Source organism: Pannonibacter phragmitetus DSM 14782, assembly GCF_000382365.1.
GTDB lineage: Bacteria > Pseudomonadota > Alphaproteobacteria > Rhizobiales > Stappiaceae > Pannonibacter > Pannonibacter phragmitetus.
Map to the genome: position 1 here is coordinate 963,786 of NZ_KB908215.1, position 14,921 is coordinate 978,706.

Here is a 14,921-nt window from a genome sequence, read left to right on the forward strand (position 1 = left end):
TGCCGCTCGCGGTTTCCGAAGACCTCGTCTTCGTCAATGGGTCTGCTCTTGTCCATGTATCTTCAGGCGCCTCAGGCTGAGGGGCGGTAGAGGCGTCCGCCGATCACCGGCTCGCGCGCCCCCGTCGTATGCGGATAGCTGGTAGGAAGACCTGCCATGAACCGCGCGCCAAGGAAAGCCATTGCCTGCGCTTCCAGGGCATCCCCGTCGATGCCATGCACATCAGAGCTCACGACTTCCGCATCCAGCCGCTGCGCCAGCTCCGCCATGATTGTCGGATTGCGCCGCCCGCCGCCGCAGACGATCCAGCTTCTCGGCGTGCGCGGCAGCAGCGCGGCGGAACGGGCCACAGCCTCTGCCGTGATGGCTGCGAGTGTTGCCGCGCCATCCAGCCACGACAGCCCCTCCACCCATTTCAGCGAGAAGGCATTACGGTCCAGCGACTTGGGCGCAGGCTGGGCGAAATAGGGATGGCGCAGGGCGATTTCCACCCGCGAGGCCTCCACATGCCCTGCCCCGGACCAGCGCCCGTCCCGGTCGAAATCACCGAGGCCGGACTGACGGATCCAGTCATCCAGCAGCGCATTGCCCGGCCCGATGTCAAAGGCCATCAGATGCTCACCGCCGATATAGGTGAGATTGGACACCCCGCCGATGTTGAGGAAGCACAGCGGCTGCTTCAGGCCTGCGGCCAGTGCCCGGTGATAGACAGGCACCAGCGGCGCGCCCTGCCCGCCCGCTTCCATATCCGCCTGCCGCACATCGCCCACGACCGGCAGCCCCAGCACATCCGCCAGCTTCTGCGGGTTGCCGAGCTGTACGGTCTCGCCAGCGGCGGGATCATGCCAGACCGTCTGGCCGTGGAAGACGACGAGATCCGGCTTGCGCTCCAGCCGTGCCAGAAAGGCGGCAATGGCCACGGCGTGATCGCGGGTGACGGCTTCGGCCAGACCCGGCCAAAGATCCCGGCGGGATGGGCCTGCCGCGATGGTCGCAAGAATGGCGGCGCGGGTTTCGGGAGCATAGGCTTCGGTCTCTGCTGGCCCTGCCGACAGCAGCCGCTCACCATCTGTCGTGATCAGGGCCATGTCGATGCCATCAGCAGACGTGCCGCTGATCGTGCCAAGCACTGTAATCGGATCCATGGCTGAAACTCCGGTTTGCCGGCGCGGACGCGGCACCCCGGCAAGCTACCGTTCTGCGCGCCTGCTCAGGCTGCGCGGTACTCCGCGCTCGCAATCATGATGTCAGACAGCGTTGCATAGGCCGCTATCCATGAAGAGCGTACCGCAGGTGTGAAGGCTTCGCCAAGGTGGCGCTCGAGTGTCCACAGCAGGGCATCGCCAGCCGCATGATAATGGGCGGCGCTGACGCCATAGGTAACATGGCGCTTGGCGAGGGCTTCAAGCTCCGGAAGAAGCATCTGCAGATTGGACAGCATGCTGATAACTGCAGACAGAGCCTCAAGAAGACGCAACTCCTGAGCAGGCAGCGGGGTGCGGAACAATGGGCGCAAGGTGGGCGAAAGCTCAAAGAAGCGGCAGTAAAAGCCGGATACAATCGATGCCCCCTGCGGACGCAGCCGGTCGAAGCTCGCTTGCACAAGTCGGATCTGCTCAGGCGTCACCTCGACCCCTCCACTGAACCACATCTGCGGATGGCACAGGCACCGCTCGTAGGAGTGGAGGCGCTGCGATGTAATGATATTACCGCATTATCAATAATAAATATCTCATCGGGAGACAAGCGGTACCAGCGTGAAATGAAGTGTCCGGCGTGAAAAACTATTTCAAACTCATTTTATCATCTCCTGCCCGAAATGGCGGGTCTGGATACCTGCGGGCTTGAACAGCGTCAAATAACTGACAGACGGTTTCAGGTCCCGGCGCCTGGGAGGCACCGGGATCTGAAACGGGGATCTGAGATCAGGCGTAGGCTTCCCCCACGTAGCGGCGCACAAGCGCGAAGGCCTGTTTCGCATGGGCAATCACCCGTGCCTCATCCTCCGGCGGCAACGGGATGGCATCCAGAGCTGCTGTAAAAGTGCGCCAGTGCAGGCCGCGACCCTCCGGATGGCCAGCCAGATGGCGCGCGCCATGGGTTTCGGACAGGCCCAGCTTTGCCGCCGCTTTCAACAGAAAGGCCGCACCCAGGTTCGAGCCCTCAGCCACATAGAGCCAGCCCATGGCGGCGGGCATATCATCGCCCGGCCCGGCCTCATCAGAGCCCTGCGTGATCTCCGGCAGCGGCATGCCGATGCCGGCCAGATCCTGCGCCACCAGATGCAGGCGGCGGCGGCCGTCGAGATCCGGCAGCAGAGGATCAAGGGCGGGCATGCGGTAGATGCCGTCCATCACCGTATGAAACCGGTACTGCACCTCAAGAAACCGGGCGTAGTTGCCAATGCTGCCGAACGGGTCGCGGCTCATGATGTCCTTGTCGAGGCCATCGTGAATGTCATGGGTTGCCTGTTTCAGCATCTTCGCCCGGCTGCCGGGTTCGATGGCGGCGGGCTCGTTGGGGGCGGGATTGTCCAGGGTATGCGCGTCCATATGTGTCTCCTGGGGTTGGAACAGGCACCGTCAGTCCTCTCTGAAGGCGCGGGCGATCTGGTCGTTGAGGGGCTTGAGGAAATAGGACAGCGCCGTGCGCTCTCCTGTCTGGATGAAGGCTTCCGCCGGCATGCCGGGAACGAGGCCAAGGCCGTCCAGCCGCGCCAGTTCCTCTTGCGGAATGCGGATGCGCACGAGGTAGTAAGCCTGCCCCGTGCGCTGATCCTCGCTGAGATCAGCGGCCACCCGGTCAACTTCGCCATTCAGCTCGGGCGTGGTGCGCTGGTTGAAGGCGGAAAGGCGCAGGAGGGCCTTCTGGCCTAGAGCGATCTGGTCGATATCGGCAGGGTTGATCCGCGCCTCCACTCTCAGATCGTCATTGCCGGGCACGATCAGCATGATCTTGTCCGCGGGCGAGATGACACCGCCAACCGTATGCACCGCCAGCTGATGCACCGTGCCGGACTGGGGCGCCTTCAGTTCGATGCGGGCCAGCTTGTCTTCCGCCGCGATCTTGCGCTCCACCAGTTCGCCAAGCTGAACGTCAATGTCGCGCAGCTCATTGCCGGCTTCGGCGCTGAGGTCCTGCTCCAGCTGAAGGATCTGCAGCCGTGTTTCGGCAATGCGCCCGGCAGCCCGCGCCTGAAAGGCGGCCGCTTCGGCCCGGTCGGCACTGACAGATGCCGCTTCCCGCTCCAATGCGTTGAGCCGCTGGGCAGAGACAAGGCGCTGGTCATACAAGCCCTGCAGCTTGCCGGTTTCGTCCGTCAGGATGGCAAGTGACCGGTCGAAGGCCTTCTGCTGGCTGGCGTAACCGCTGATTTCATGCTCCAGCTGGGAGATCCGCTCTTCCAGCTGCGCCCGGTTGCCCTCCCGGGCTGCCTTGCGGATGGCGAAGAGCCGTGTCTCGCTGGCCATGGCTTCACTGGCAAGCGGCTCGTGTGCCCGCGCCAGAAGCTCCGGCGGAAAGCGCAGCTCCGGCAGGCCGTCCCGCTCGGCCAGCAGCCGCGCCTGGCGGGCGGTCAATTCATCAAGGCGCTTGGTGACGATGGCAAGGGCCGCCCGCTCCTGCGTGGCGTCGAGCCGCAGCACGGTCTCGCCGGCCTCGACATAGGCCCCCTCGGTCACCAAAAGCTCGCCCACCACGCCGCCGGTCGGATGCTGTACCGCCTTCACATAGCTGTCGACGACGAAGGTTCCCGGCGCCACCACGGCGCCAGAAAGGGTAGAGGCTATGGCCCAGCCGCCCACTCCAGCGGCCAGCAGCACGGCAACGGCACCACTTGCCAGCATGTGGCGGCGCAGGGACCGGGCGAGCGAATAGGATGGTGCCGCGTTCATTCCGCCGCCTCCTTGTCTGCACCCGCGTCAGCAGGAGTCCCGGCCTGCACACCGGCCTGTGCGGCCACCACCTTCAGCGGCGGCTGCAGGCGGGCGGACATACTGCCGAACCCCGCCCCCGGCTGCTTTGCGGCTGGGGCGCCCTTGAGCACGCGGGAAAGCACCTCGTCACGGGGACCGAAGGCCTTCATCCGGCCTGCCTCCATCATCAGCACCTGATCCACGGCACCCAGCGCGCTGGGGCGGTGCGCCACGACAATGGCGATGCCGCCGCGCTCGCGCTGGCGCTTCATCACCTCCACCACGGCGGCCTCGCCGTCTGCGTCGAGATTGGCGTTCGGCTCGTCCAGCACCAGCAGGAACGGATTGCCATAAAGCGCCCGCGCCAGACCGATACGCTGACGCTGGCCGCCGGAAAGCCCGGCGCCGTCATGGCCGATGCGGGTCTGGTAGCCCTGCGGCAGGCTGGTGACGAAGCCATGCACCCCGGCAGCTTCAGCCGCTATGATGATCGCTTCAGGTGCGGCATCGGGGTCAAAGCGGGCAATATTCTCCGCCACCGTGCCCTCGAACAGCTCCGCCTGCTGCGGCAGATAGCCGGAGTGGCGGCCAAGCGCCTCCGGGCCGTATTGATCGAGCGCCGCCCCGTCCAGCCGCACATGGCCGCGCAGCAGCGGCCACACACCGGTCAGGGCGCGCACCAGCGTGCTCTTGCCGGAACCGGAAGCCCCGATGACGCCGAGCGCGCTGCCGGCCGCCAGCCGGAACGAGATGTCCGTCACGGTTGGCAAGACACCGCTGCCTGCGGCGGTGGGCGGCGCGATGACGAGCCCTTCGGCCCTGAGGTCCCGGCAAGGCGCAGGAAGATCCAGCACAGGTGGCGCTTCCTGGAAGACAGGCTCCAGCTTGCGCAGGCGCGCCCAGCCCTGACGGGCCGCCACAAAGCTGCGCCAGCTGCCGATGGCCGAATCCACCGGGGCCATGGTGCGGCCCATCATGATGGACGACGCGATCATCACGCCGGCAGAGGCTTCCTGCTGGATCACGAGCCAGGCACCCACGGCAAGAATGGCCGATTGCAGCGCCTGCCGGATGGCACGGGAGATGGCGCTCATGGTGCCGCTGGTGTCCCCCGCGCTTCGGTTGGCGGCAAGATAGGCATCGTTCTCCACCTGCCAGCGGTCAGAGATGCGGCGGGCAAAGCCCATGGCCTTCAGGCTTTCGGCGTTGCGGCGGGTCTGCTCGGCAAGGCTGGAGCGGGAGGCCCCGCGCTCGGCGGCAATGCGCGCCGGACGGCGCGCCGACACATCGGCAAAGACGGTGATCGCCACCATGATCACGGTACCGGCCAGTGCGGTCACACCAATCCAGAAGTGAAAGAGAAAGCAGATGGCGAGATAGACCGGGATCCACGGCAGATCGAACAGGGCTGCCGGGCCGGGCGTTGCGAAGAAGGAGCGGATCGTGTCGAGATCCCGCAAGGGCTGCAGGCCATCGCCCTGCCCGCACGACATCAGCGGCAGCCGCGCAATGGCCCGCATCACACAGGCCGACAGGCGCGCATCGGCACTTTCGCCAAGACGCAGCAGCAGCCGGGCGCGCAGGCTGTCGAGCAGCGCCTGAAAGCCGAAGAGACCGGCAGACAGCACGCACAGGGCAACCAGCGTCGGGATGCTGCGGCTGGCGAGCACCCGGTCATAGACCTGCAGCATGAACAGCGAGCCGTTGAGGGCGAGCAGGTTGAGGACGGCACTGGCGCAGAACAGCGCCACCACCACCCCCCTCAACGGAAGGCCAGCGGCCCCTGCATTGCGCCGGGGCCGCAAGCCATGCTGGCAGGATGCCAACATGGGGGTCAACCGGTCAGGCGAACAGGAAGTCGGATGCGTCGATGACGCTCGAACTCACGCCCGCCAGCGTCACCGAGTTGCCGCCGTAGGAAATGACGGTATCGGAACCGGAGGCTGCCACAGCCAGATCGCTGTAGGCCGTGGCCCCCCAGATCGACACATCCAGCGTGTCCGTGCCATCCTGGTAGCCATAGGTGCCGGTACCGCCTGCGGTCACAGTGTCATGGCCACCAAGGAAAATGAACGTATCGGCACCGCTGAAGCCAACAAGGACATCATCCCCGGTGGTGCCGACGATCTCGGTGCCAACGGCACCCAGATAGTTGTAGATCCCGGTCAGAGAGCCTTGGGAGAGATAGTAGATAGCATAGTCAAAGAGATCTCCACGGCCAGCCAGGGAGTAGTCCGGATCTGCAGTGATCGTCAGCCCCGCATCAACGGCGAAGCCGCTTGCGTTGGATTCGCTGTAGTTGGAGCCAAGGGCAACGGTGTCCACTGAGCCAGTCAGGTTGCCCTGGCTGTACTGCATGTCACCACTCATGACGACGCCGGAGCCTCCGGTTGCGCCGTTGCCCCACTGGTCGTAAACAGCCGTGCTGGACGGGGCGGTGGTGATGCCGGACGAAGCGGACCAGAATGCACCGTAGCTTGGGGTGAAACTTGCCAGCCAGTCGGCAAAGAAGCTCACCATGTCGAAAGACGTTCCGTTCAGTTCGATAGTCGCAGCCATTTCAATCTCCTTGGTTGGCTGTGGCGTGCCGCCCGTTTCGGGGGGCAGCGGTTTCCTGGCCGGGCTGCCACCCGGCCAGGAATGACGGGCGGAAGGGATGCCTTCCGCAAACCTTCAGAATTTCACATTGAACCGCGCCTGCAGGGTGCGCCCGGCCGCTGCCATGGAACTGTTGGCCGGGATGTAGGCCACATCCGTGACGTTGTTGGCTGAAAGATGCAGCGTGGCGTTCTTGTTGACCTTGTAGGAGCCGTAGAGATCCAGCGTGGTGTAGCTATCGCTGTATTCGGTGAGCATGCCGGTATCCACGTCCAGCACCGCCGTCTGGCTGGGCGTCACATGGGTGACACGCGCACCAAGGCTGAGCTTTTCTTCAAAGAAGCGCAGCCCCGCGTCGCCCGTCACCTTGAAGCGCGGCGGGATGTTGCCGTTCCAGGCGAAAACGTTGCCGCTGGTCACATCCGTGCCATTGCTGAAGACTTCAGTCTTGCTCGGCCAGTTGGTGGACAGGAATGTCGCCGAACCGCCAAACCAGAAACGCCCGGCATCATAATTGGCTTCCACCTCCACACCGCGGGTGCGGGTGATGCCATCCATGTTGACGAAGCTCGTATAGGTCCTGGCTGTCTCCTGCGAGGCATAGATCGTGCCCAGAACAATGTAGTCGTCGATTTCCCGGTAGAAGGCGGCCGCCTTGATCCGCAGCCGGTCTCGCTCCGTGATCAGGCCGTCCGTCACGATATTGGCGCCGATTTCGTAGGTTTCCGCCGTTTCCGGGCGCAGCCATGGATTGGGCGCAGTCTGGGCGGGCTGACCATCGCCAGGCTGAAAACCGCCGCTCATGAAGGCTTCGGTGATGGTGGGCGGACGGTAGGTCTGATTGTAGCTGGCATAGGGCTTGAACCAGTCAACCGGAACGAATTCCAACGTCACCGAGGGCAGCAGCTTGCCGCCGGAACGGTCGATCTCCTCGTCGTAAATGACGTCCTCGCGGACGGCTGCAGTCGAGGAGAGAACCGAACCCTCCTGAACCCAGGTTCCGCTGGAATTGTATGCGCCACAGGGATTGGAATTCCATGTGGCAAACCATTCGGTTCCCCGGCGTCTTAGGGCTGAATTCCTGGAATTTCGCAACCTAAGATTAGTATCATAAGTCGACGATCCGACAGGGTAAGCTTGCTGAAAAGTAGCAACGCACCCTGCACGCACAACCGCCGCCGGAGCTATAAGCTTGCCGAAGTTATAGTAGCGGGCCGTACCTTTCAGCCGGTACCAGTCATAGCGCAGGCCGCCGGACACGTTGAACCAGCGGACGGGTTCAAGCTTGCCATTGAGGAAGATGCTGGCCATGTCGCGGCGGCCTGGCGGGTTGAACACGCCATAATTGTCCGCATAGTAAGGCGTCTGCGAGATCGACGTGCTTGAGGCAGACTTGCTGGCCACATCACGGAAGGCCTCGACGCCATAGTTGAGGGCAAGGCCACCAAGAGGCGTGTTTGCCGTGCTGGTGTTTTGCAGGGTGATGCCGAAGCTGGTCAGGCTCTTGCCGATTTCCGTTTCGGGAGACAGGTTGCCACGGGCATCACGGGTTTCCAGAACGGAAGAATCGTTGAGCCAGAGGTTAGCCTTGAAGTCGACCCATTCGCTGTCCGGATCCCAGCCGAAGTTCAGGGAACCGCTATCATTGGTGTTCTCGAACCGGCTGATATCGCTATACGCACCGCCGGCGTTGCCGCCGGCGCTGTAGGCATAATCATTTTGCTGATGCATCCAGGATGCCGAGGCCCTCATGTCCTCATGCTCCATTTCCAGCTTCAGCATGGAGCCCCAGGTATCGCGTCCGCGCAAGTCCTTGCGGATGCCGGTGGCATCGGCAGTCGACGTCGCCTCGCCCATCCGGCCGGCGCGGTATTGATTCAGTTCGGTCTTGCTGAGGCCCATGGTCAGGGCAAAGACGTCCGACAGCCGGGCGGAACCGATCACCGATGTCTGCAGGTCATAGCCGTTGCTGCCGGTGGCCACATCGGCCTCCGCCCCCCAGGACTTGCCGTCCTGAATGATGTCAGCGGCGCCAACCGTACGGAAATCGACGGAGCCGGCCAGCGTGCCCGTGTTCCCAGCCGTTGCGCCAGGGTTCTTGTCGATTTCAACCTGGCGGATGAAAGCGCCATCGACAATGGCCGTACCGCCCGCGCCGATGCTGGAGGAGCCGTAACGCCCGCCGTCCTGCGCATTCTGCCGCGCTCCGTCGATGGAGACGGCAACGCGCCCGGCATCCTGCACACCGCGCAGGTTCGGAGAAACGGTGGGGAAGCTGGCAACACCCTCACCGGCATAGGCGCCGGCAACCGCATTGAACACCTCCCGGATATCCCTCACGCCCGCATCGCGGATGGCCTCACCCGAAACCACGGCAACACTCGACGGCGTGTCGTAAACCCAGTCGGGCGCGCCCATGTAGCCGCTGGAGCCCTCGCCCGTCAGCGTCACCGTCTCAAGCTGCGTAGCGCCCTCCACGCCCTCGCCTGCCGCGGCAGAGGGGCGGGCCGCACCGATCACCGCCGTGCCATCGCCCGTGATCCGGAAGGGAACGCCAGTGCCCTGCAGCATCCGGCCCAGCGCCTCCTGCGGCGTCATGGCCCCCTGCACGGCCTGCGTCGTCACCCCGTTTGACGCGCTGGCTGCAAGCGTCACCTGCAGGCCGGATTGGCGGCCGAAGGCACTGACGGCACTGGCCAGCCCCTGCGCAGGAATGCTGAAGCTCCGCACGGCTGACGTCTGCGCCTGTGCCGCCTGCGGCGGCAGATGATTCACCCCCACGGCTGCCAGAGGCACCATGGCAATGGTGGCCAGAAGTCTTGCCCGATGGGGAAAACCAGCCTTGCGCCGGCTGTTGGCTGCCCCAGACCCGCTACTCGAAAACATGCCTGCCCTGTCTCTTTACGTCCTGGCGCAGACCTCCCCGGTGCTGCGCTTCCGACCCTAGAGACGAACGGCTCTGTCAAATTTTTCAGGATTCCGGCATCCCGGACGAAAAAATCTGAAAATAAAACTCATATTTCTTTTCAGCGTCCGGAAATCAGCCGGACATAGGGCGAAACAGCCACCACTTCGCCCTCAAATGGCTCGACAAGGGCACGCAAGGCCCGGTCCGGATCGTTGAGATCGAAGACGCCGGTGACACGCTGGCGGCCCAAAGACTCGTCAGTGAGACGAAGCCAGGCAGAGTGATAGCGGGCGATATCCTCCAGCACGGAACTGACGGTGGCATCCACCACATAGAGGCGGCCCTGCCGCCAGGAGCCGATATCTTCCGGCGCAATCTGGCGGATGACGAGATGTCCTGTCGCCCGGTCGATGCTCAGCATCTCGCCGGGTACTAGCGTCCGCAGCTGCACCTTGCCGCCCGCGCTGACCTCGGCCTGCACCGAACCCTCCGCCAGGCTTATATCGATCATGCCGCTGGTGGCGCGCACATCGAAGGACGTGCCGAGGACTGTGATGCGCACATTCCCTGTCCCGACGGTGAAGGGCCGGGCAGCGTCCTTGACCACATCAAAATAGGCATCCCCTGACAGCAGCTCGACGTTGCGGGCCTGCGGCGTGAATCCCGTGGCAATCGCACTGGCAGCGGCGAGGGTCACCCGCGTGCCATCCTCCAGCGTCACGCCGCGCTGCTCGCCTGCTGCGGTGTAATGATCGGCTTCAAGACGCAGCAGAAGGGTTGGTGCGGCCAGCAGGACAAGGCAGGCCGCCATCGCTCCGGCTGTTGCAGCCAGAACCGCGCGCCGCCAGCGCCGCGGACCTGCGGCAAGTCTGCCGGAGACCGGACGGCGGGAAGGCGCCACAGACTGGTGGATGATGGGCTCGCGGGTGATGGGTGGTACGGAACCGGCCAGAGGCTCTTCCGCTGATGCTGCGCCCGCATGGCCAAGCAGGTCCCAGGTCCGGTTCATCCGGGCCCAGGCCGCCGCATGGGCAGGGGTCTGCGTCAGCCAGACCTCAAAGGCCTGCTGCAGGACCTCATCCTCCGGCGCCTCACGCAGGCGCACGAGCCAGTCTGCCGCCACTTCGAGCAGCGCAGGATCCTTGATGTCTCCGGCCGGTGTCACTGGCATGTCGCGCGCGTCTCTTTCCGCAGCGGCAAATTCTGCCGTGCCGGATGTCCCTTACTCTCCCCAAGACGAGCGAGCCGCAAGAATTTTTCAGAATGGCTCCAAAAAATCACGTTTCAGGCTCCAGCAGGGCAGCCAGAGCCGCCAGTGTCCGGGTGACATGACGGTGCACAGTGGCAGTGGACAGGCCCAGATGAGAGCCGATCTCATCCAGCGTGTAGCCGCCAAAGCGGTGCATTTCCAGCGAGGTACGCACCTCTGGCGGCAGCGTGGCCAGATACTCCGAGATGTGGCGCAGATTCTCGCAGAGCAGGGCGTCCTCTTCCGGCGTCTGCACATCCTGCGGCTTCGTCCAGTGCGGCAGGTCGGCCGGCTCCTCACGTGATTCGAGCTGGCGGCGGCGGCGGATGTCGAAGGCAAGATTGCGGACAATGCGGAAGAGATAGGCCCTGAGGGACGAGGCAGGCGGGCTGTTCTCCGGCACGAAGCGGATGAAGGCCTCCTGCACCACATCCTCTGCATCGGCGCGCGAGCCCAGCAGCCGGGTGCCATAGTCGATCAGGGCACTGCGATGTGCCAGATAAGCAGCATACCGGCTGTCGCTTTCCCTGAGTGACATGGACCCGTTCATTCATCTGCGGCAGGAGGGCCAGCTCAAGACATGCGTCACGCACCGGCCTTGAGGGGCTGCATGTTTTCGTATCAGCCTGCAGGCAGCAGCTGCCAGGCGGCAGCCGTCCCTCGCGCGCCAATACCTAACTCGGAAACTCATCTTTTAGCAAGCCATCCGCTGGTTGCCAAACTGAAAGCGCGCAGCTTGCAGGCAGGAATGACGGGAGATAACAGTATGCGCGAATAATCTTTCCGGGGAGGATGGAATGGACGGCGAAGAATTCCGCCACTGGTCGCGGCGCGCAGCCGATTGGGGTGCTGACTACAGGGCAGGCCTGAGGGATCGTCCGGTGCGGGCCCAGACAGCCCCCGGCGAAATTGCCGCCCGCATTGCTGCCAGCCCGCCGGAAGAGCCGGAGGCCATGGAGGCGATCTTCCAGAGCTTCGAGGCCGATATCCTGCCCGGCATGACCCACTGGCAGCATCCGCGCTTCTTCGCCTATTTCCCGGCCAATGCCGCGCCGGTCTCTGTGGTTGCCGAGTATCTCGTCAGCGCGATGGCCGCGCAATGCATGCTTTGGCAAACCTCACCGGCGGCAACCGAGCTGGAAGGCCGGGTGACGGACTGGTTCCGTCAGGCGATTGGCCTTCCTGCAGATTTTTCCGGCACGCTGCAGGATACGGCCTCGTCCGCCACGCTGGCTGCCGTTCTGACCCTGCGCGAGCGCGCCCTTGGCTGGCACGGCAACAGCAAAGGCCTGTCCGGCCAGCCGCGGCTCCGGGTCTATTGCTCGGGCGAGGTGCACACCTCCATCGACCGGGCAGTGTGGTTTGCAGGTCTTGGCGCGGACAATCTGGTGCGCATCCCCATCGACGGGCAGGGGCGGGCGATGAACCCGCAGGCGCTGCAAGCCGCCATCACCGCCGACCGTGAGGCCGGATATCTGCCGGCCGGTATCATCGCCTGCGTCGGCGGTACAGGCTGCGGCGGTACGGACGATATCCGCGCCGTGGTGGAGATTGCTGCTCGCGAAAACCTCTACCTGCATGTCGATGCCGCCTGGGCCGGCTCCGCCATGATCTGCCCCGAGTTCCGTGATCTGTGGGATGGCATCGAGGGCGCGGACAGCATCGTCATCAATCCGCACAAGTGGCTGGGTGCCCAGTTCGATTGCACGGTGCAGTTCCTGCGCGATCCGTCCCAGCAGGTGCGCGCCCTCGCCATCCGGCCGGAATATCTGAAGACATCCGGTCAGGACGAAATCACCAATTATTCCGAATGGTCCGTGGTGCTGGGCCGCCGTTTCCGGGCGCTGAAACTCTGGTTCCTGATGCGCGCCCATGGCCTCACCGGCCTGCGTGAAATGATCCGCAACCACGTGGCCTGGTCGGTGGAGTTGGCGGAAAAACTTGGCCAAGAGCCGGATTTCGAGATCGTCACCGATCCCATGCTCTCGCTCTTCACCTTCCGTTACCGCCCGGAACATCTCTCCGGCGATGAGGAGGCCATTGCCGCCGCCAACCGGGCGCTGCTGGAAGCGATCAATGCAGACGGGCGGATCTACCTCACCCAGACGCTGGTGGACGGCCGCTTCGTCTTGCGCTTCCAGGCCGGCCAGTTCGAAACCACCCGCGATGACGTGATGCTGGCCTTTGACGTGATCACCGGCCTTGCGTGCAAGGCGGGGTGATACCGGTTTTAGCTAACAGCACGCTCCAGCGTCGAGGTCACCCACTTGTTGAGGCTGACCCCGGCGCGGCGGGCGGCGACCGTCAATGCCTTGTGCAAACCCGGATCAGCCCGGACGACAAACTGCCCAGAGAAGGGCTTTTCCGGTTCTTCGCCCCGTTCTGCACAAAAGGCCAGATAATCCTCGACGGACTCTGCAAAAGCCTGTTTCAACCCGGCGGCGGACGTTCCCTGAAAGGTAATCACGTCACGCAGGTTCATCACCTCGCCATGGAAGATCTCAGCCTCTTCATCGAACTCGACAACGGCTTCGTAGCCCTTGTAGTGCATCATCGTCATGGCAGTATCTCCGCTTCAGTCAGGAAGCAGGCGTAATCTCTGCAGACAGCTTCATCCCCAAAGCCCGCATCACTCCCAGCAAGGTTGTCAGGCGGGGGTCTCCCTCTTCGCTCAGGGACTTGTAAAGTGCGACGCGGGTTACACCGGCCTCGCGGGCGACTTCAGTCATGCCGCGCGCCCGGGCAATAATCCCGAGGGCGGAAGCGATAGCGGCGGCATCTCCGCTTCCCAAGGCTTCGTTCAGCAACTCGGCCTGATCAACCGGATCTGTCAGGTGCTCGGCGGCATCGAACGGAAAGGTTTCAAGTGCCATGGTCATTCCTCCAGATCCGCAGCCATCATCCTGGCCTTGCGGATATCGCGGGCCTGGCTGCCTTTGTCTCCCCCGCACAGCAGGATGATCACCACAGCACCCTTGCGGACAAAGTAAACGCGATAGCCCGGGCCATAATCGATACGAAGCTCGCCTATGCCATCGAAGAATTTTACATCGCCCAATAAACCACTTTGCACGGTGGCAATCCGTCTGGCGATCCGGCTTCGGGCGCGCAAGTCTTTCAGCTCAGCAAACCAGCCGCGAAAGACGGCTGTCTGGCGGACTTCGATCATGCGAGGAATATAGTGCCAGCGGCCGGGGGGTGTAAATTATAATTTACACCCCCTCTTACCAGCCTTCTGGTGCCCCCTCACCCCGGCAAATGGAAGGTCTGGCGGAAATAGCGGCGGATGGCGGCCATGGCGGGGGTGAATTCGGCGTTCTTGCGCCAGGCAAGGCCGACATCCATGGACGGCACGGGATCGCGCAGGTTGATGGTCTCGATGCGGCGTCCCTCCAGCGACCAGGGGCGGTGCACCATGTCGGAGAGGATGGCAACGCCCTGATCATTGGCGACGAGCGAACGCACCGCTTCCACCGACGAGGTGCGCAAGGTGATGTGCGGCTGATAGCCGGACTGGCTCCAGTATTTCAGCGAGCTGTGCGAGGCCTCGTCCACCGTCAGCATGATGTAGGGTTCGTCCGCCACTTCCCTGAGGCCGACCGAGGGCGCGGACAGCAGCCGGTGCTGGCCCGGCACCCAGAGGCGGCGGGCCGAACTCATCAGCTTTTCCGTGGTCAGTTCCGGATTAAGAATGTTGGAGGTCAGCAGCACGGCAATATCATGCCGGTTGGTCAGCAGCCCCTCCTCGATGGACTCCCGGTTCATCTCCAGCAGCTGGATGTCCAGCCCCGGCAGGCGGCGGCGGATCCGCTCGATATGCAGGGGCAGGAAATAGCCCATGACCGTGTAGGTGGCAGCCACCGTCAGCCGCCCGGTCAGCTCGCTGCCCGTCAGCGACAGATGCGTTGCCTCCTCCACCTTGCGCAGGATCTCATAGGCGTGGGAGAGGAACTGCCGCCCGGCCTCCGTCAGCTCCATACCATGGGACACCCGCTCGAACAGCGGCGAGCCGACAATCTGCTCCAGCTCCTTGATCGCCGTCGTCACGGCCGACTGGGAAATCGACAGATGAATGGCCGCCTGCGACACCTGCCCCTGCTCCGCCGTCGCCACAAAGTAGCGGATCTGCCTCAGGCTGATCGACATGATTGCACCCCTCCCGTATTTTCCAATCAGAGCCCATCTGATTTTCAGATGAGACCGCCTTCATCTTGAGCAGCGAGCTGTCAAATTCTGCTCACGATCCAGCATC

The 14,921-nt window shown here is 63.7% G+C and carries 14 protein-coding genes; 1 reads left to right on the forward strand and 13 read right to left on the reverse strand.

The features are described from left to right. Positions 1–71 precede the first annotated feature (71 nt). The 9 genes from H163_RS0104450 to H163_RS0104490 all read right to left on the reverse strand — a co-directional run bounded on the left by H163_RS0104450 (position 72) and on the right by H163_RS0104490 (position 11,207). Complete coding sequence (locus H163_RS0104450; protein WP_019963348.1) at positions 72–1,145, reverse strand: anhydro-N-acetylmuramic acid kinase; 1,074 nt, start codon at positions 1,143–1,145, stop codon at positions 72–74. A 65-nt stretch (positions 1,146–1,210) separates the two neighbouring features. Next, positions 1,211–1,651, reverse strand: a complete 441-nt coding sequence (locus H163_RS0104455) for a globin domain-containing protein (RefSeq protein WP_081625953.1) — start codon at positions 1,649–1,651, stop codon at positions 1,211–1,213. A 274-nt stretch (positions 1,652–1,925) separates the two neighbouring features. After that, entirely contained in the window at positions 1,926–2,552 is a 627-nt protein-coding gene (locus H163_RS0104460; RefSeq protein ID WP_019963350.1) for a biliverdin-producing heme oxygenase, read from the reverse strand. A 30-nt stretch (positions 2,553–2,582) separates the two neighbouring features. After that, positions 2,583–3,893, reverse strand: a complete 1,311-nt coding sequence (locus H163_RS0104465) for an HlyD family type I secretion periplasmic adaptor subunit (protein WP_019963351.1) — start codon at positions 3,891–3,893, stop codon at positions 2,583–2,585. After that, positions 3,890–5,743: a type I secretion system permease/ATPase gene (locus H163_RS0104470; RefSeq protein WP_040677812.1), complete on the reverse strand. Its 1,854-nt coding sequence runs from the start codon at positions 5,741–5,743 to the stop codon at positions 3,890–3,892. The genes H163_RS0104465 and H163_RS0104470 overlap by 4 nt, the downstream gene beginning before the upstream one ends. 13 nt (positions 5,744–5,756) lie before the next feature. Beyond that, on the reverse strand, positions 5,757–6,473 hold the full coding sequence (locus tag H163_RS0104475) for a hypothetical protein (protein ID WP_019963353.1): 717 nt from the start codon (positions 6,471–6,473) through the stop codon (positions 5,757–5,759). 114 nt (positions 6,474–6,587) lie between these two features. After that, positions 6,588–9,398, reverse strand: a complete 2,811-nt coding sequence (locus tag H163_RS0104480) for a TonB-dependent receptor (RefSeq protein WP_026355449.1) — start codon at positions 9,396–9,398, stop codon at positions 6,588–6,590. Between the two features lie 140 nt (positions 9,399–9,538). Further along, positions 9,539–10,591, reverse strand: a complete 1,053-nt coding sequence (locus H163_RS0104485; RefSeq protein ID WP_019963355.1) for a FecR family protein — start codon at positions 10,589–10,591, stop codon at positions 9,539–9,541. A 106-nt stretch (positions 10,592–10,697) separates the two neighbouring features. Continuing rightward, a complete protein-coding gene (locus tag H163_RS0104490) occupies positions 10,698–11,207 on the reverse strand; it encodes an RNA polymerase sigma factor (RefSeq protein ID WP_026355450.1) in 510 nt (169 codons plus the stop codon). A gap of 259 nt (positions 11,208–11,466) precedes the next feature. Between H163_RS0104490 and H163_RS0104495 the strand changes: the two genes are divergently transcribed. Beyond that, a complete protein-coding gene (locus H163_RS0104495) occupies positions 11,467–12,891 on the forward strand; it encodes a pyridoxal phosphate-dependent decarboxylase family protein (protein WP_019963357.1) in 1,425 nt (474 codons plus the stop codon). 8 nt (positions 12,892–12,899) lie between these two features. Here the strand turns inward: H163_RS0104495 and H163_RS0104500 are convergent, their stop codons facing one another. From H163_RS0104500 to H163_RS0104515, 4 genes are all read right to left on the reverse strand, one after another. After that, positions 12,900–13,229 carry a type II toxin-antitoxin system HicB family antitoxin gene (locus H163_RS0104500; RefSeq protein WP_019963358.1) on the reverse strand — a complete coding sequence of 110 codons (330 nt, stop codon included), beginning with the start codon at positions 13,227–13,229 and terminating at the stop codon, positions 12,900–12,902. 19 nt (positions 13,230–13,248) lie between these two features. Further along, the gene (locus tag H163_RS0104505) at positions 13,249–13,542 is read right to left on the reverse strand and encodes an addiction module antidote protein (protein ID WP_026355451.1); all 294 of its coding nucleotides are present in this window, start codon (positions 13,540–13,542) and stop codon (positions 13,249–13,251) included. Between the two features lie 2 nt (positions 13,543–13,544). Next, on the reverse strand, positions 13,545–13,838 hold the full coding sequence (locus tag H163_RS0104510) for a type II toxin-antitoxin system RelE/ParE family toxin (RefSeq protein ID WP_019963360.1): 294 nt from the start codon (positions 13,836–13,838) through the stop codon (positions 13,545–13,547). 77 nt (positions 13,839–13,915) lie between these two features. Next, positions 13,916–14,815, reverse strand: a complete 900-nt coding sequence (locus H163_RS0104515; protein WP_019963361.1) for a LysR family transcriptional regulator — start codon at positions 14,813–14,815, stop codon at positions 13,916–13,918. Positions 14,816–14,921: the final 106 nt, after the last annotated feature.